Origin of the sequence: Subtercola vilae, from assembly GCF_004923255.1 — a bacterium.
Classification (GTDB): Bacteria; Actinomycetota; Actinomycetes; order Actinomycetales; family Microbacteriaceae; genus Subtercola; species Subtercola vilae.
Genome location: NZ_QYRT01000041.1, coordinates 1 through 16809, shown reverse-complemented (window position 1 = coordinate 16809; position 16809 = coordinate 1). Strand labels below are relative to the sequence as shown.

General features: G+C 56.8%; 16 protein-coding genes. 4 read left to right on the top strand and 12 right to left on the bottom strand.

The genetic code is table 11. The annotated features are described in order from the left end of the window. Window positions 1–96 precede the first annotated feature (96 nt). Entirely contained in the window at window positions 97–732 is a 636-nt protein-coding gene (locus D4765_RS15865) for a hypothetical protein (protein ID WP_136643300.1), read from the bottom strand. Between the two features lie 613 nt (window positions 733–1345). Here D4765_RS15865 and D4765_RS15860 point away from each other — a divergent pair. Further along, window positions 1346–2923, top strand: a complete 1578-nt coding sequence (locus tag D4765_RS15860; RefSeq protein WP_136643299.1) for a GmrSD restriction endonuclease domain-containing protein — start codon at window positions 1346–1348, stop codon at window positions 2921–2923. 269 nt (window positions 2924–3192) lie between these two features. Then, window positions 3193–3855: a plasmid pRiA4b ORF-3 family protein gene (locus D4765_RS15855; protein ID WP_136643298.1), complete on the top strand. Its 663-nt coding sequence runs from the start codon at window positions 3193–3195 to the stop codon at window positions 3853–3855. 16 nt (window positions 3856–3871) lie between these two features. On the opposite strand, the gene D4765_RS15850 is transcribed toward D4765_RS15855, so the two are convergent. After that, on the bottom strand, window positions 3872–4453 hold the full coding sequence (locus D4765_RS15850) for a recombinase family protein (protein ID WP_136643297.1): 582 nt from the start codon (window positions 4451–4453) through the stop codon (window positions 3872–3874). A 287-nt stretch (window positions 4454–4740) separates the two neighbouring features. On the opposite strand from D4765_RS15850, the gene D4765_RS15845 reads away from it, so the two are divergent. Continuing rightward, window positions 4741–6960 (top strand): hypothetical protein, encoded by a 2220-nt coding sequence (locus D4765_RS15845; protein WP_136643296.1) that lies wholly within the window; start codon window positions 4741–4743, stop codon window positions 6958–6960. Between the two features lie 52 nt (window positions 6961–7012). Here D4765_RS15845 and D4765_RS15840 read toward each other — a convergent pair whose 3' ends face one another. After that, a complete protein-coding gene (locus tag D4765_RS15840) occupies window positions 7013–8203 on the bottom strand; it encodes an IS30 family transposase (RefSeq protein WP_420824542.1) in 1191 nt (396 codons plus the stop codon). 255 nt (window positions 8204–8458) lie between these two features. Between D4765_RS15840 and D4765_RS15835 the strand changes: the two genes are divergently transcribed. Next, entirely contained in the window at window positions 8459–9697 is a 1239-nt protein-coding gene (locus tag D4765_RS15835) for a Fic family protein (RefSeq protein WP_136643295.1), read from the top strand. Between the two features lie 215 nt (window positions 9698–9912). Here D4765_RS15835 and D4765_RS15830 read toward each other — a convergent pair whose 3' ends face one another. From D4765_RS15830 to D4765_RS15790, 9 genes are all read right to left on the bottom strand, one after another. Continuing rightward, window positions 9913–10611 carry a hypothetical protein gene (locus D4765_RS15830; protein ID WP_136643294.1) on the bottom strand — a complete coding sequence of 233 codons (699 nt, stop codon included), beginning with the start codon at window positions 10609–10611 and terminating at the stop codon, window positions 9913–9915. 3 nt (window positions 10612–10614) lie between these two features. Then, complete coding sequence (locus D4765_RS15825; protein ID WP_136643293.1) at window positions 10615–10974, bottom strand: hypothetical protein; 360 nt, start codon at window positions 10972–10974, stop codon at window positions 10615–10617. 719 nt (window positions 10975–11693) lie between these two features. Further along, entirely contained in the window at window positions 11694–12752 is a 1059-nt protein-coding gene (locus D4765_RS15820) for an RHS repeat-associated core domain-containing protein (protein WP_136643292.1), read from the bottom strand. Window positions 12753–12755: 3 nt separating this feature from the next. Further along, complete coding sequence (locus D4765_RS15815; RefSeq protein ID WP_136643291.1) at window positions 12756–13367, bottom strand: hypothetical protein; 612 nt, start codon at window positions 13365–13367, stop codon at window positions 12756–12758. Window positions 13368–13383: 16 nt separating this feature from the next. Further along, on the bottom strand, window positions 13384–13893 hold the full coding sequence (locus D4765_RS15810; protein WP_136643290.1) for a hypothetical protein: 510 nt from the start codon (window positions 13891–13893) through the stop codon (window positions 13384–13386). Between the two features lie 96 nt (window positions 13894–13989). Continuing rightward, window positions 13990–14502: a hypothetical protein gene (locus tag D4765_RS15805; protein ID WP_136643289.1), complete on the bottom strand. Its 513-nt coding sequence runs from the start codon at window positions 14500–14502 to the stop codon at window positions 13990–13992. A gap of 9 nt (window positions 14503–14511) precedes the next feature. After that, the gene (locus D4765_RS15800; RefSeq protein ID WP_136643288.1) at window positions 14512–15786 is read right to left on the bottom strand and encodes an RHS repeat-associated core domain-containing protein; all 1275 of its coding nucleotides are present in this window, start codon (window positions 15784–15786) and stop codon (window positions 14512–14514) included. A gap of 37 nt (window positions 15787–15823) precedes the next feature. Next, complete coding sequence (locus D4765_RS15795) at window positions 15824–16114, bottom strand: hypothetical protein (protein ID WP_136643287.1); 291 nt, start codon at window positions 16112–16114, stop codon at window positions 15824–15826. A gap of 57 nt (window positions 16115–16171) precedes the next feature. Then, window positions 16172–16411, bottom strand: coding sequence for a hypothetical protein (locus tag D4765_RS15790; protein WP_136643286.1), 240 nt, complete (start codon window positions 16409–16411; stop codon window positions 16172–16174). Window positions 16412–16809 lie beyond the last annotated feature (398 nt).

The window sequence follows — 16809 nt, the reverse complement described above, 5'->3', positions numbered from 1 at the left end:
TCGGCGACGGACTGAGAGGTGACGATAAGCCTCACCGCAGGATTGGGGTGAGGGTCAATAGCCCGTATTGGAAAAATCGTTCGGGCGGTGGTGGCTTCAAACCCACGCCCGCGTGCTGTAAAGAGTTGTCTGTGCGTAGGTGAGGGCCATTTGTGCTGCTTTGCTGGCGAGCAAGGCGTCAGGAGCGACGCAGGAGCGCAGCCAGTGCCCGATGTCGGCATTCAGGTAGCCAGCGAGCGTGCGAAGGTCCTCGAGCAGGCTTATTGGCGTCTGACGGATAAGCGCGCCGGTGGCATCTCGCTGGCCCGGGTGCGGAAAGCCGAAGAGGATCGACTCCCGATGCGCCATACGGTTTCTGGCCCACCGGGCACGCCGTGCGAGCAGGCCGATGTCAGTCCGGGTAGCGGTGCCGGCGTTCGGGAAAGCATTAACCAGTGCGGACTGCCAGAGGTGGGTGTCGTAGTCAGCTTTGCGCGCAGACGGCGTTCCTTCTTCGATGAAGCCGCCCGTTTCCAGAAGGTATGTCCATGTGCCGAAGTCCATTTCAGCGACGACCTTGCCCGGAGACGGGCTTTTTCCGAGGTATTTGTGCACCTTCGAGATTTGGCCACGAGTTCTGTCGTCGAGTTCTGATCGTTGGGTGTAGTACCAGTTCACGCCGTACACGGCTGTGAGGCTTTGGTGCATCTGCTCCCGCATGAGCACTTCTAGAGCTGCGACGATCTGCTGCATTGCGGCGACTAGTTCCATCTCATACAGATAAAGGCTCAGCCCTGAGTTGGTGTCTCCTCCGAACACTGAACGGTATGGACGAAGGCGGGATACTGCCAGAGTCTGAGTGAGAGCTGTGCGTTGGTTAGCGTCGGGTTGGCTGATCATCGAATGCGGCCTAAACTAAGGTCATATTCCCCTTGGGGTTCGGAAGTCGTCTCGGTTCGCCGCGGCGGCTTCTTTTTTGTCCACTCGCCGATGGCGTATGGCAGAGCATCGCCTCGGTCCGTGAGCGTCAAGTCCAACATGCACCCAGCATACACTCAGGTAGTGTACAGATTCAACTCGGGTTGGGCATGGCCTGACAGCAGGGCTACTCCGCATCACCCGGTAGACCGCGGATGGACCGAAGGCGATACATATCTCGATCGCGTCTCGGATAGTGAACCCACGGAGGGCGGTCAAATTCGGTCATTTGTGATCGGCGCACCCACCAGACGCGTAGCTGTACCCAGTACATGCGGTCGGCACTAGAGTTTTGCTGAGGCTTCCCTCCAGCGGTCACGGTGTACGGATTCGGGAACTTCCACAAGTAGACCCGAGCACGACAGACGTGAGAGACCAGGAAACGCCATTGGCCGATCTATCGATTCGAAAAGTCCTCGAACAAGTTCAGAGTGGGCAGCTTCGCATTCCGGCCTTTCAGCGTGGCTTTGTCTGGGACGCGGATCGCGTTGCTTATCTTATGGACTCCATCCATAAGGGCTATCCATTTGGGGCGTTGATCCTCTGGCGCACAAAAGAACAGCTCAATTCCGAGCGGGATCTTGGGCCCTTCACATTGCCAGATCGTGAAGATGAATTCCCGGTCGATTACGTTCTCGATGGGCAACAGCGATTGACGTCAATTTTTGGCGTATTCCAGTCAGAGATCGCTGCCAACGAGGGTCACGACACGAATTGGACAACGGTCTACTACGACTTTGACGCCGAAAAAGACCTTCAGGAGTCCCAGTTCTACGCGCTACTTCCTGATCAAGTGGATCTGGTTCGACATTTCCCGGTCGGGAAATTTTTCGACGTCGCTGGCTACCGTGCTGCGACGCAGCATCTCACGCCCGAACGTTTAGAGGAGATCGATCATGTGCAGGCGATATTTAAGGAGGCCGCGATACCAGTCCAGTTAATCGAAACCGACGATCGTGCGAAAGTGGCCATCGTCTTCGAGCGAGTGAACCGCCTCGGCGTGGAGCTTGATATATTTCAGCTTCTGTCTGCTTGGACGTGGAGCGAGGAGTTTGACCTTCAAGACAAATTCGCTGACCTAGCAGAAGACCTCAAGCCCTTTGGCTTCGCAGCGGTGGGCGAAGATTCTAACCTCTTACTTCGTTGCTGCTCGGCGATCATCGGAAGTGATGCATCATCCTCAGGTCTGCTCGCTTTGAATGGTGCCGAGGTGCGCGATCGATTCGATGAGATCATCAGCGGCATCAAGGGTGCAGTCGATTTTCTGCGCTCAAATCTTCACGTAGAGAAACTTGAGAATCTCCCTTATCCGACTCTCATTGTGCCTCTGGCGGTCTACTTCGCAGCAAAGGACTCCAAGACGGTCTTGGTATCCGAAGCCCAGCGGGCAGAAATGGTGAGATGGTTCTGGCGCGCTTGCTTCTCCCGCCGATTCAGTGCGGGTGTCCTGCGAAATCTCAATCGCGACGTTGGAGAAGCGAAGAGACTTCGGACATCCGAGAAGCTCGGATTATCGGAGATTCCATGGTCGATCGACAAGGAATTTTTCATCGACAACCGATTCACGGTGAGCTCTGTAGCAACGAAGACTTTTATTCTCTTGCTCGTCCAGTCCAACCCCCTAAGTTTCGTTTCCGGGTCGCGCGTTTCTCTTGGAGAAGTGCTGCGGCATTACAACCGGAAAGAATTCCACCACCTGAACCCACAGAAGTTCCTCAAAGGGGAAGGTCGCGACAGCGCTGACATTAATCGACTCGTGAACTTTGCGATTATCTCGGCCGCGGACAATAAAGCTCTCGGCGGTGTCGCGCCAAGCCGGTACAGAGCGAAGTTGCCAGCGTCAAAGCTAGGCAATATCCTCAATTCTGCTCTGTGCCCACCTAGCTTGTTCAACGACGACTACGGCACATTTATTGATGAGCGGAGCCTACTGCTCTGGGGTGCTGCGAACGCTCTCGCCGAATAAAAGCAATAGCCCGAGGCAAGAGCCTAAGCGTCGTAATTTCCGCGACTAGAGTCTTGATGAATCTGTAGGTTAGTCCATCTAAGGTGTAGCCCAACTGGGCGTCACGCATGACCCGTCCAGCGTGTCTAACTAGGGTCCGATTCTGATTGATGGGCACTGGTTGGTGCCGCTTCTAGGAGTCCAACTAGACAGCGGACCGCGCCTCTCATAAGGAATGCTCCCGATCGTCTCTACCCGCTTCCCGGCTGAGGTTGTGGGAGAATTTGGGGATGGCGGCAGGGGTGAGGCTAATCGGTCCGGCGGTTCTTCGGGTGAGGGTTCATTTGGTCGGTAGCGATCCGGAGATTTGGCGGTTGTTTGAGATCGACGCGGATCTTCGTCTGCCTGAAGTGCATGATGCGCTCCAGACCGTGATGGGTTGGGAGAATAGTCACCTCCACGAGTTCCTTGATTTCGATCCCGATCTGTACGTGAACGTCACCCCGATGCGGCCGCGACGGTGGGCGTCAGCGTTGCTCCGTGAAGACGATGATGAAGGCTTTTACCTCGCCGAGGAAGATTTCGCACTCCGCGCCGTCCTCACCCACCAGGTGCCCCTGTTCTACGTGTACGACCTCGGTGACAACTGGTTGCATCGGCTCGACCTCATCGAAACCCTCCCGAAAGCACCCGGCGAACCCTCGGTCACGGTGATTCGGGGCGAGCGGCGTTGCCCTATCGAGGACAGCGGTGGTGTTGACGGTTACGACCACATCCTCCACGTGCTCGAGGACCCCGCCGACGACGAGCACGACGACCTGAGCGAATGGGTCACCAGCATGCATAACAACCCCGGACGCCCGTTCGATGCCACCAGGTACGACACCCGAAGTGTGAACCAGGCGCTCCGGCGCGAAGTCCCGACAGGAAACACTCGCACCCAGCGAAAATAAAGACGCACCTATTGCACTAGTCGCTGAGGGCTCGTGATCTTCTGTAGAACGTGGCTCGTGACATTCCGAGATCCCGGGCTGCTTGCGCGGCTGGGTCTCCGCCTTCGACGAGGTGGATGGCGCTTCGGATTTGGCTGTCGGTGACGCGTTGGGGGCGGCCGCCGAGATTCTTCCCCGCGGCACGCCGTTTGCTGACGGAGTCAAGGATTCGTTCGCGTTTGATGTCGTGTTCCATCTGCGCGAGAGCGGCCATGATCGTGAATAGCATCGATCCCATCGGGGTCGACGTGTCAACGTTTCCTCCCCCGAGGTTCAACACTCGGAGCCCGGCGCCGCGGTCTCGGAGGCTTTGAGCGAAGTCGAGCATGTTCTGCGTCGACCGGCCGAGCCTGTCCAGGGTCGTAATCACCAGGGTGTCCCCCACCTCCAGTGCGTCAAGGGCACGGTCAAACTTCGGCCGGGAAACGCGAGCACCCGAAACACCCTGATCGACATACAGATCATCACGCCGGACACCGGCGGCGAGCAGGTCAGCTTCTTGCCGATCCGTTGATTGTGGCCTTGTCGATACGCGTGCGTACCCGATCAGTTTCGTCATTCCGCTCCAGGCGTCTCGTAACCAATGGTGAGTACAAAGATCTAAGCACAAAGTTTCGACACATAGTTACAAGAATCGCCGACCCGCCAAATACCGGCGAACTGACCCACCAGTTTTTGCGACCGACGAGACGCCTCACAACCGTAGGGTTGTAAGACTGCCCAGATATTGGATTGCTCGCGCCTAAATGACAGCGGGCGATAGAGTTCACACCTACCGACCTCTTGCGTCGCGCTGGGGTTAGGAATTCAGCTCTTGACTACCAGATTCCACATATTGAGGCGCAAATGGTTGATCCAAATCTTGTCGAGGTAGCTTTGGAGCGCGTTCAAGGGACCATATTTGAGACCTTCACGAATGAGTTCTTCCCGCCGCTGCTAGGTGCAGACTACTCACCACTCGGAGGAATGCACGACGGTGGTGCCGATGGTTTCGGGGGAGACATAGTCCATGAACGACTGGGTCGCGCCGGTGTCTTCTATCAAGCCAGCGTTCAAAAAGACTCCAAGGCCAAGATTCGAAGCACTATCGCCCGCCTGCGAGACGTCGGCCGCAAGCCGACGGCCCTGACGTACTTCACATCCCAAACTGTGCCCTTTATCGATGTTCTGGAAGATGAGTTGGGCCAAGAACTGGGCGTAGTCATTCGGATCAAAGATGGCTCATACATTCGCGCGCACGTCAACGATCATCAGGGACTGATTGCCGCCTTTGAACGCCACCTACTGCCTCTGACGACGTTTCTTTCCAAGGTGGGCGCAGCAACGCTGATCTCTGCAAGCCGTCACGTTTCTAGCCCCGCTGTCTTTGTCTTCCTACGCCAGGAAGTCGACAAGATGGACGGAGATCTCTCTCTGGTGAACGCGATCACCGACAGCTTGGCGCTTTGGGCTCTTGAAGGCACCGATCCCGACGCAGGGATAATGATGGGCAGCGACGAGGTGACTGCGAAAGTGACAGAAGTGCTGCCCTCGGCTAGGTCTATAGTCTCCAGGCGTATGCAGAAGCGCCTCGAAGCTTTGTCGTCCAAAAACTACCCCGGGGGCCGACAAGCCAATTTCCACAGAAACGACAATAAGTTTGTTTTACCGTGGGAAACACGACGTCGGATCACGGGCGAGAATCAGGACGACGAAGCCCTGAGGATTCGCGTCTTGCGTAGCTTTGAGGATCGTACTTCCGCTCAATATCCTGACTTTGAGCCTCAGATGGTCGACCTGGTGGCGAACGTAGTCTTACGGGCGATGCAGTTCAGCTTCGAGCAGCAAGGATTGGAGTTTGCGCACTTCATGTCCAGCGAAGGCAACGTGGAGTACCCACAAATGGCCGACGCTGTAAGAGATGCGCTGGCAGCCAACAATGTCTCTGGAGACCTATCAGTTCAAGTCGCCGCGGCATCGCTTGAGGTTGCTCGTCGATGCATTTATTCCGGCAACCACGATGAAAGAGAGTACCTAGGTCGACTCGCGAGGACATACTCGTTACTTTTCACACTAAATCACGAACCTCGGCTTGTCGAATATTTTGAGCAAATGGCGTCTGACTTCTATTTGTACGTGGGGACGGACATGATCTTGCGCGCTCTCAGTGAGCGTTACCTGCCAGTCGAAAGCCAGATGTGCCGGAACATGCTACTGATGGCTGCGCAGGGCAACGTGAAGTTGGTGCTCACCGAACCGGTGCTGGATGAGGTACTCGCCCATTTAAGAGCGTCTGATCGTGAGTTCAACAACTTCTACGTTGGCGTCGAGCATCGCATGACCCCGGAAATGGTGCGGGAAATACCGAAATTACTTGTTCGGGCATATTTCTATAACCGGTCTGAAGAAGGAGGTCCGAGGAACTGGCCAGCATTCGTCGACCAATTTTGCACACATCGTGAATTATTTCGCGGCCCGGCGATCGAAGAGCTTCAGCGCTACTTGATGGCTTCTTTTCACATGGAGTACAGGTCTCGATCCGACCTGGAAAAGCTTGCCGATCCTGTGAGCGTCAAGAAGATCAAGGACCAGCTTGTAAGCGCGAAAACTGACGAACGGCTTGCAGAAAACGATGCCCTTCTAGCAAGCGCCGTCTATGGACATAGGCACCGTGAAGGAGAGTCCTCGAATATTTCTGCGTTCGGATACAAGACCTGGTGGCTCACCAATGAAACGACCATCCTCCGCTTCACAAAGCTTCTCGAGCTACGGAATAACGGAGCGCGCTACATGATGCGACCCGACTTTCTGCTGAATTTCTTTAGCTTTGCCCCCTCAACGCTAGAGGTTCGCCGCACGTTTGCTAATGTTTTTCCCTCAACACTGGGGGTCCAACTTTCTCGAAGGATGGACGAAAAGGCCTTCCACAAGATCATGGACGAGGTGAAGGCGGCTGAAGGGTTCGAGGAGGGAAGACGGCTCGCGGTCATGGCTTCTTGCGCGGATAAACTAAAAGGCGACTTTGAGCGTCGTTACATCACTGGAGGCTCGTTCGACCCAGACGTACCAGCAAGGTCTGTCACCTAAAGGCAATTCGAGCAAATCCTGGTGCCTGTCTCATAACCGAAATGCGGCGAATTCAGGTGGTGGTTGCAACACCGGTTTGATTTGACTGGTTCGAGAGTAGCGCGGTGAGGACTTCTGCGGGGGTGCGGTAGCCGTGACGTTTCCGGGGCCTAGCGTTGAGTTCCGCGGCGACGTTTTCCAGGATCCCGGGCCCGTGGAATGACAGATCGGTGCTCTTCGGGAAATATTGCCTCAGCAGTCCATTCGTGTTCTCGTTGCTACCCCGTTGCCAGGGCGAGTGCGGGTCGCAGAAATAGATCGGCATTCCTGTCGCCATCGTGATCTCTTGGTGTTTGGCCATTTCGCGTCCCTGGTCCCAGGTCACGGACCGGCGCAGCTGCTCCGGGAGGGTGTTCATGGCCTCGATCATCGCGGCAGAGACGGTCGCGGCGGTGTGATCCCCGGGTAGATGCAGCAGCATCACAAACCCGCTGGTCCGTTCGACCAAGGTCCCGATCGCGGATCTCGTGGACGTTGAACCGATGATGAGATCACCTTCCCAATGACCTGGAACAGCGCGGTCCTCGACCTCGGGCGGGCGGTCGGAAATCATGACCATGTCCTGGAACCGTCCGGGCCTTGGGCCGTCTGGTTTCTGCGGGCGACGCCTGGCGCGCCCAGTCCTCAAAGCGGTAGCGACTTCCAGCCGCAACGAGCCGCGGCCCTGAACATAAAGCGCCTGATAGATCGTTTCGTGGGACACCTGCATCTCCGGATTCTCTGGATGCTCAAGCCTCAACCGGCCCGCGACCTGTTCCGGGCTGAACCGTTCGGTGAGCATCGATATCACCTGCTCCCGTAACGCTAACCCGTCCAACTTCCGCGCTCTCGGCCGGCGAGTCCTCGCCCACGTCTGCTCGTGAGCGAACGAGGGCACGTACCGGTCATAGACACGGTTTCTCGCCACCTCACGGCTGATCGTCGACGGCGCACGGCCAAGCACAGCAGCGATTGCCCGCACCCCTTGGCCGCGGGCGAGCTGGAAACCGATCTCTTCCCGCTCCCGCAACGACAACGAACCGGCACGAGTGACAGCGGAATTCTGAAGAGGAGATGGCAGCACCTGCCGATCTTCGCCGAGCCACCGATACGCGGTCGCCCGCGACACACCCGCAGCCCGCGCAGCGACAGACGTCGGCAGCCCTGCGTCCATTCCCTTCCAGAACGACAAACGAACACTCAACGGTGACCACGGCCTACCCATCGACAACACCCCACGAAACTCAGGGCGTTGCACTCACCACCTGAATTCGCCTGCGTAGGGTTACAAAACGGGTCTTGGGATGTCTGCCTGCGCCTATAGAAAGACGCACGCAAACCCCATTGTTTTCCGTAGCGCTCGTATCGGGTGACAACAGCGTAAGACCACATTTGCGAACCTAAGCACCCCAGCATTCCAATCAAAAAACCGGACAGTTGTTGGGACACTGTATTGGACATTTAGGGGTATGGTTAAAGCATGACGGTCCCCACACGCGCCTATGAGTCCTCTCACGAGTGGCTTACATTCAAATTTGACCCAGACAAGCTCAGTTCAATCGCATGGGCGCATCTAGGCGAAAGTTATTCCAAGTGCCAGCACTTGTCGGGCACCCCGTTGCAGCCGATGGTCGCGATGCACTTGTCGGAAGTATTCCTCCGCCGCGGCGCACTGGCGTCGGCTGCCATCGAGGGAAATACCCTCAACGAAGAGCAGGTTGAGGACATCGTCGTCCGTAAGAAGTCGATGCCTGAGTCGCAGCGTTACCAGGAACAAGAAGTACTAAATGTCATAGAGGCTTTGAATCAAGTGCGCGAGGAAGTTGCCGCCACCGGGAAATTTCGCCTCTCGCCAGAGTGGCTTAAGCAAAAGCATGCAGTCCTGATGCAGGATCTCGAACTCGAAGACCACGTCGTCCCTGGCGAGTACAGGACCGTTCAGGTTGGCGTCGGCAACTATCGAGGAGCCCCGACTGAGGACGTCGACTACCTCGTCGACCGACTCTGTAGCTGGATCAATGAGATCATTGAGCAGGCTGAGAACAGCAAATCTCTAGACCAGCGATTCTTCTTGTCTTTCTTCGCGGCGACCCTGAGCCACGTTTATGTCGCTTGGATCCATCCTTTTGGTGATGGAAACGGCCGCACAGCTCGCCTGGTCGAGGCAGCCATTCTGGCTAACTCGCAAACGGTGCCGTGGGTGAGCACAACGGTCCTCTCGAACTACTACAACAAGACGAAGCCTCGCTATTACTCCCGTCTTGACGCTGCCTCGCGAGCTCGGGACCTTCCGGGATTCATTTCTTACAGCGCGATCGGTTTCCGGGATGAGCTCCGCGAGCAGATCGTCGAGGTTCAGTCGCAGCAGCGGAGGGTCGCGTGGATCAACTACGTCCATGAGAGATTTGGGCACGAGCCCAACACAGACACTGCAAAGCGCCGCCGAGAAGTGGTTCTTTCATTTCCTCAAGGGGGCGAGGTCCAGAAGAAGACCATACGACTGCTAACACCGGCGATCGCCGTTATGTATGCCAACGCCAGCGACAAGCTATTCAACCGCGACCTAACGAAACTGAAGGAACTCGGGCTCCTCCGCGAAGTTGGGCGTGGTCGCTTCGTGTCAAACATCGCCCTCATGGACGCTTTCATCCCCAAGCCAGAATTAGGTGTGGTGCTTCCCATCGTCGTGCGCCAAAACGGGTCAGGCGATGATGAATGACGATCGTCAGACGCAGATTTATGTCTTCTGTTGGACTGAAACATTTGATTCTACGGACCGCAAGCAGGCTGCAAGTGTTTCGCAACCTAGGTGCCTCGTAACCCATGGGATCCAAGACGATCCCGGCTCTATATCGCGACGCGAAGCGATCACAGAACACCGCCACGGAATGATCAACTCCACACCCGGGTGGCTCCTCGCCTATCTTTGACTGATCAGACCCTGCCGGCCCCGCGCCTGTTCGGGATGATGGCGTTGATAGAACTGATGATGTCGATCGTGCCTACCCGGCCGCGTGCCAGTAGGGGGCCGAAGGGAACTGCATCTTTCGTGACGACGATAGGCAGGGTTGACAGCTTGCCGGCGATATCAGCGGTGATGATCATGGCTGAATACGGTAGCCGGTTCGGGACGAAGACCATCCCAAGCTCGCACCGATGAACGTCTGCAGCCAAGATTTCTAGCAAAAGGCTCGGATTTTTACCGCCAGCCCAGATTGATATCGAGGTCTCACTTACGGTGAGTGAGAAGAAGTATTTGAAGCGTGCACCCGTCATGTCTGTTCGTGAACCAACATCGTCCTTCCCGAGTGCGCGAGACAGAGCACCATCGTTTCGGATTGTGTAGATCGAACGTTCCGGGAATTGCTTCGATAGCTCGGTATTACGAATCCAGGCGTTGATTGCCATGATGGCTAGGACGGCCTCGATCCCGACCACGAGCACAGGGATTCCTACAAATATGCAAGTGAGAATGACTTGGTCACTGCTTTGTCTGCTGAACTGGAAGCGAACAACCTCAGCAGCGATAAGAGCAAGAAGGAAGACCATTCCGAGGATGAGAGTTGATACGCTTTTCGCACGATTAGCTGTTTTAATGTCACCGACGGCGAACAGCTCTACTTCTTTGCGCATGGCTCAGTTCCCCACCGAGGTGGCGTAGTTGGTGGCGTCGAATCCGAGTAGCGACCAATCAAACGTCTTGCGCTCGATGATCTGCGCGGCTTTTCCGAAGCCGAAGCCGAAGCCGAAACCGAAACCGAAACTAAAGACTCCCATGCCGCAGGCTTTCATGTCATTGATGGAGCACGAAATAAGTGTTGAGGCAATATTCGCGGTTATGGCGATCGGTTCTGCAATTGCTGCAGTCGGTGAAAATACCATAACTGCAACTTGGGCAATGATCGCGACGGTTGCTAAACGTAGGCCAAGCTCCGAATTCTCGACCGACCCCCGAAAGGGGCTGCTGCACGAATATATGACAGTTTCGAGTGACACGGCGAGTGTGGCAGACCCTGACTTGCTGTAGGCAACTACTGCATTGAAGCTTGTACTGTCCCAGCCAACGAGCCGGGCCACGCCGTTATCGGACTGCCAGCCCAAATCGTGTTGACAAGCTATCAACCATCCTATCGACGCCTTTCCGACCCAACGGGCGGAGTGCCAACCACGAACTCGTAGACCGTGCCGGTACCATCGGCAGCTGAATGAGGCCGCTTGATCGAGAGATCGTGAATTGGATCGCCGCGAACGGGATCGAGTTCACTGTAACGGAGGTTGCACCGATCGCCACGATGTCGTGTGACGGAATTGTCAGTGCTGGGCTGTCGGTACTAAGTTTTCCCCAGAGAGCTAGTTCACCATCATGGATAGTGAGAGTCAGATGGTATCCGGTTGTCGGCGACGTGCCTGTGAGTTCGTACAACGCGGCTTCGAGGGGTCTGTCCTTTCGCACGGTCGTTACAAACGCATTCGGGTATCGGGTTCGGAGCTCTTGCTGGCGTCGGAATGCCGCAGCTCCGAGAAGGTTCACGACGACAATGAAAACGACTAATACGACAGCGATCACGACGCCACCAATCAGGAGCTGCGACCCGAGCTGGCTGCTGCCCATCTGTTGCAGCCGTTGAATCTGCAGGAAGATGCCCCCCACAAGCAGTAGTACTCCGATCGCCACCCCACGACCAATCTGAACAATTCTTTTCATGGCTGGTGCTCTACTTCTTGTCTAGTTGGTAGCCGAATAGTTGTATTCCAAGGGTGAAAACCCACTCTCCACTAACGACGCCCACGCCACCACCCAAACCGCCGAATGCAAGAAGGAACAATCCCAGCTGGCAGGATCGGCCCACCCCGGCGCTGCAATCCAGAGCCACTGCGACAGATCCCAGACCGACCGCGGCTTGTGCGGCGGGTATCGAGACTTCTGGCGCCCAAACGGCGGTCACTACCGCTACACCTTGGACGCCGATGCTGGCCCAACCGACTACAGCTGCTGCTGATTTTATTGATTCGACCTGTCGCAGTTGATCGGGAACGCGGGTGGGCTTTGGCAGATATGGGCTCCATCCGAATCTCGTCTTTGCAAAGCTATATCCGTAGTAGGCGCTACGTTGAGTTGCAATGGCACCCACGTTCGGGCTGAATCCGTAGGCCAGGCTTGCAACATAGGAGTCGGGACTCATGTCGCCGGTGAGGTCGAAGTGGTTGATCGGGTCGCCCGGGTAGTTGTATGAGTTGGTGTTGCCGCCCTCGACGGCGTCGGTGCTGAGGAACCGGCCGAGAGCTGCGACGTATTGGTGGGCACCCATTTCGATGGTGGCGATGCTGCCTTGGTGTTCGTAGGGTTTGCTGCTGGCGCCGACCCAGGCGTTGTCTGCGGTGCCGGGCAGGTTGTCGGGCACGGTGCTGTCGCCGGTGGGGCTGATGGGCTGGCCGTAGGGGTCGTAGCGGTAGAGCGCCGACCGGATGCCGGCCTGGGTGGCGGTGACGACGATGTCGCCGTGGATGTTCAGGTACGACCAGGTTTGATCCCCGGTCGCGGGGATCGTGATGCTCACCCCGCCGGGGAGGCTGAGCATCCGGCTGACCGTGCCGGTGGTGCCGTCTTTCACCATGACGGGTGAACCACCGGCGGCGTAGAGGTAGTACACGGTGGTGGTGCCAGTGCCCGGCCCGCTGCCGGGCCCGACGGTGGTGCGCGAGATGACTCGGTCGGTGGCATCGCGTTGGTACGTGATTTGGTGTGGCCGCCGCAACGCCCCGAGTTCAACCAAGGGTTAGCCATTTTTGTGACGCATTAGATTGAAATGATCAACAACTGTCTGTGCAGCTTGCATCGAGACGGGCTTTAGAGTTCCTCGCAATATTTGAAACTCAATACGATCTTCATAAGATTTGAGGTCGACCTGAAGGAGCTGCCGACCATAACGCGAACTCCGCGTCACCGATCTGATTTCGTGCCATTCGAGAACAATCAGGCGCTGCTCCGACGAGAGACGAAGGGGCCACCAAAATTCAATTCCGATTTCCGAAGCAACGACGTTCAAATTTCCCAAGGCGCCGAAGCGCATGAGCCCTGACGACAATCTGGACTCGAACAGCCGGTAAGAGATTGAGTCGCATCTGGTTACAAATCCCGGTGCCGAGCGAGCCTTCCGCACAGTCGAACGAAGTCCGCTTGCCCGAACATGTATGCGATATGCCATCCCAGCTAAAAATGCCAGAAAGATCAATACCCCCGACGCCGATAGCCCAATCGGTGTCTCTGAAAGATCGCGCCCTTGATACGGGTACATCCCCAGAATGGCAGCTGGAATGACAACAGCCAATCCAATGAGGATTACCCATCCGATCACACTTCCCAAGCGCGCCAACCAGTACATAGTCATCGACGTATCCTCTGATTCACCATTGCCATCGAGGCCACCCCTGTGGGATGAGGAACGCGCCGCCCACAAGCGAGGAAAATACTGGGCCAGCAGGCGTTCCACTGATTAGAAATCCGAATCCGTTTATCCCGATACCCGTTATGCAGAGAGTGTCGAAAGAATCCATGCACCCTGCTGCTGTACCGACCAAACCGATCACCGTTCCGACCTTGTTTAGAAGGATGGAAGTGGCTTCCAACGCGATAGCGACAGGGGGTACTTCTGCCGATTCTAAGGCAACGAAACCTAATGCTGCGCTTCCAAGGTTGAATACTTCTGAAACCCAAGCAGCATCGACGGAAATGGTTTTGAGTGAGGCATGCAAATGCTGACTCGCCTCCGCTTCGGCGTACTTTAGACCGCTCATTCGAGCGGCTGTACTGACTGTGCCCATGGTGTTGAGGCTGCTTCCGCCGCCGGTTTGGGCGTTGTGGAAGTCGCTAGCGAGCTTCGCGCTGCTCCGCCATTGCTCGACTAACACCACCACCGAAAGTGCGCCACAGCCGTTAGCGTTACAGACCCATCAACGATCATTTTCCCCTAGACGGGCCAGTTCATTGTCGTGGTCTGTTGCGTCAGATCGTCAACTCAGAAGCTTGGCTGCCAGCCCGATCGTCAGACAGACGGCACTAATAATTGTCACGACCCGTTCGCCAGCGGAAAGCCTGATCCCAGGCTTTCCGCTTCGAGTTGCCACAGCAATAGCTGGTATTTGAGATCCATCGCCCGAGAGTCGATCGTGCCGTTGTTCAGGGGACAGATACGGCTCCCCGGGTTGGCGCAGCAGTCGGAACGTAGCTGGTTCAAGTTCTTGCACATCTTGGTGCGCGTCACGCAACGTGGTGTAACCGTTCTTCACCTCCGAGATCTCTCGCACGTTTGCAACTAGCTTCAGCGGCGTCCAGACAAGCGGAATGCTGAGTGCACAAGGCAGCCCAACAATGATTGCCGCGATACCCGTGGGCCCGCGCTGCCCGAAATCAATGAAAGCCAGGATCACCGCGACGACGATACCAATGGCCAAATATCGTCCCAACTTCAGCGCTAAGGACTGGAGCTCGAATGCGGACCGACCGCGTACGTAGGTTAGATTCATTGCCGATTCCTACGGCTGGTAATGGGGAAGATCGGAATTGGCTAGGCCAAAGGTCGCCGACGAAGCGCCTCCCATTGCGCCCCAGTCGCCAGCGAAAGCATCAAGCGCTTTTTCCCCATCACTTGTGGCACGGAACAAGCGGGCCGCACCCCCCACCCCCGGCACTAGTGCGACTGCGTCCGTGCCGCACGCAACCCATTCGTTATTTCCGTCCAGACTGCGGCCACAATCAATCATCAGCGTTATGCTACCCGCCCCAAATGCGATGGGTGCCGCGAATGGAGCAGCGACAGGTACAAAAGAGGCGATTGTGGCGACCAATGAGATCGCGTTCCAAATCGATGATTCCGCCTTGCCATAAAAATTCCAGTCGGTATGACCGGTGAAGGGCATCACTGCCTGAAGCGTGGTGGAGATAATCGAATTTAGCGTTACTCGAGCATTAGGAGTGAACCCCTTTAAATAGATGCTGCTTCCGCCGCCGGTTTGCGCGTTGTGGAAGTCGCTGTAGTAGGCCTTGTTCACGCTCGCGGAGCCCGAGTCTTGCCGGTTGCCCGAAAAATCGAAGTGGTTGATCGGGTCGCCGGGGTACGTGTACGAGTCGGTGTTGCCGCCCTCGACGGCGTCGGTGCTGAGGAAACGCCCGAGCGCAGCGACGTATTGGCGGGCACCAATTTCGATGGTGGCGATGCTGCCTTGGTGTTCGTAGAGTTTGCTGCTGGCGCCGACCCAGGCGTTGTCGGCGGTGCCGGGGAGGTTGTCGGGGACGGTGCTGTCGCTGGTGGTGGTGCCGATGATGCCGGTGGGGCTGATGGGCTGGCCGTAGGGGTCGTAGCGGTAGAGCGCCGACCGGATGCCGGCCTGGGTGGCGGTGACGATGATGTCGCCGTGGATGTTCGGATACGACCAGGTTTGGGGCCCGGTTGCAGAGATGGTGACATTGACGCCTCCCGGCAGGCTCAACATCCGGCTCAGCGTGCTCGTCGAACCGTCTTTCACCATGACAGGTGAGCCGCCGGCGGCGTAGAGGTAGTAGACGGTCGAGGTACCAGTTCCGGTGCCAGTTCCAGGAACGACCGTTGTGCGGGAAATGACTCGGTCGCTTAAGTCGCGTTGGTAGGTGATGGTGGTGCCGGCGGTGAGGCTGGTTTTCATGTGCCGGTTCGCGACGTCGTAGCTGAGGGTCTGGTCGGCGAGGGTGGTGGTGTTGCCGTGGGAGTCGTACGCGAGCCGGCCGGCCAGGAAGCCGGCATTGCTGGTATCAGCACCGGTCACGATGTGCATAACCAGATAACGATTCTGACGGGAACGGTCCCCCTACTCAGAGCACGAATCCCTTCGACAACCCGGTCGTTACGAGAAGAAGAATGGCACCAACGAAGCAAAAATTCACCCATACCGGAATGAAGAAGAGCAGGCTGCGAGGATCTGGGGATGGCTTGAAGAGCAGCTTTTCATCGGCGCGTCTCTTTTCCTCGGCGCGTCTCTTCCGCTCCGGGCGACCCCTCATCCAAATGCCGAAAAGAACTAAACCAATCAGAAAAATGACCGATGAGGCTGTGACGCCTACCGCATTAAACCCTTGCACCCTTGTCATACCCTTCGCCGCCATTTGCACGCATCCGTCTGCCCGTCGCAGTAGGCAATCTCTGGAACCGGGCCGCGCAACCTAGCTAACGTTATTGCGGTTCGCCACTTCCCGCAGAGCTAGCAGTATGCCGCCGATAGACACACCCATCAGAGCACAAACAAGCCCGACGATGAAGGCCACGGCCGCGATACCAGAACCCAGGTCTGTGGCGCCGGGTGCCACCAGACCGAGCCGGTTCGATGCGATGATGTACAGCACCGCAAGCACGAGCAGGACGGCGCCGGCCGCCGCGCCCCAAAAACACAGTTTGATTCCCACTGACCGGTCCTCCGAATTTGTCTCTAGTCGAACTGTTAGTTTTGTTCCGTCTAGTAGGGGTCGACTCACGAACGCCGTCAGCGAGCCAAGCTCAGACTGGCGCCACGGACTTAACGCTCAATCCTGTTCCACTCCTACCAAGACCCCAGCTGGCGTAGCTGTTCTGGTCCGTGGAAACGGCACAAGGGAGAGACTATTGCCGGCGCAGAGTAATGCAAGCATCGCTAATAGACCGGAGGGGGTCTGGGCTACGCCTGGGCTACGACCCCGTTGTTGATGCCAACTGAAGATAGGGCCAGTTCTGCTAACTGAATATAGGGCCACCAACCACTATGGAAGGTGATCACTTTGGATGATTGGGCAGAGATTCGTCGGTTGCATGCGGCTGGCGGGCATTC

Excerpts from the sequence above, each read along its gene's own strand:
- D4765_RS15855 (WP_136643298.1), top strand. The coding sequence starts at position 3,193 with ATGGCGGCAGGGGTGAGGCTAATCGGTCCGGCGGTTCTTCGGGTGAGG.
- D4765_RS15845 (WP_136643296.1), top strand. The coding sequence starts at position 4,741 with ATGGTTGATCCAAATCTTGTCGAGGTAGCTTTGGAGCGCGTTCAAGGG.
- D4765_RS15830 (WP_136643294.1), bottom strand. The coding sequence starts at position 10,611 with ATGCGCAAAGAAGTAGAGCTGTTCGCCGTCGGTGACATTAAAACAGCT.
- D4765_RS15865 (WP_136643300.1), bottom strand. The coding sequence starts at position 732 with ATGCAGCAGATCGTCGCAGCTCTAGAAGTGCTCATGCGGGAGCAGATG.
- D4765_RS15840 (WP_420824542.1), bottom strand. The coding sequence starts at position 8,203 with ATGGGTAGGCCGTGGTCACCGTTGAGTGTTCGTTTGTCGTTCTGGAAG.
- D4765_RS15805 (WP_136643289.1), bottom strand. The coding sequence starts at position 14,502 with ATGAATCTAACCTACGTACGCGGTCGGTCCGCATTCGAGCTCCAGTCC.
- D4765_RS15850 (WP_136643297.1), bottom strand. The coding sequence starts at position 4,453 with ATGACGAAACTGATCGGGTACGCACGCGTATCGACAAGGCCACAATCA.
- D4765_RS15815 (WP_136643291.1), bottom strand. The coding sequence starts at position 13,367 with ATGACTATGTACTGGTTGGCGCGCTTGGGAAGTGTGATCGGATGGGTA.
- D4765_RS15795 (WP_136643287.1), bottom strand. The coding sequence starts at position 16,114 with ATGGCGGCGAAGGGTATGACAAGGGTGCAAGGGTTTAATGCGGTAGGC.
- D4765_RS15800 (WP_136643288.1), bottom strand. The coding sequence starts at position 15,786 with ATGCACATCGTGACCGGTGCTGATACCAGCAATGCCGGCTTCCTGGCC.
- D4765_RS15835 (WP_136643295.1), top strand. The coding sequence starts at position 8,459 with ATGACGGTCCCCACACGCGCCTATGAGTCCTCTCACGAGTGGCTTACA.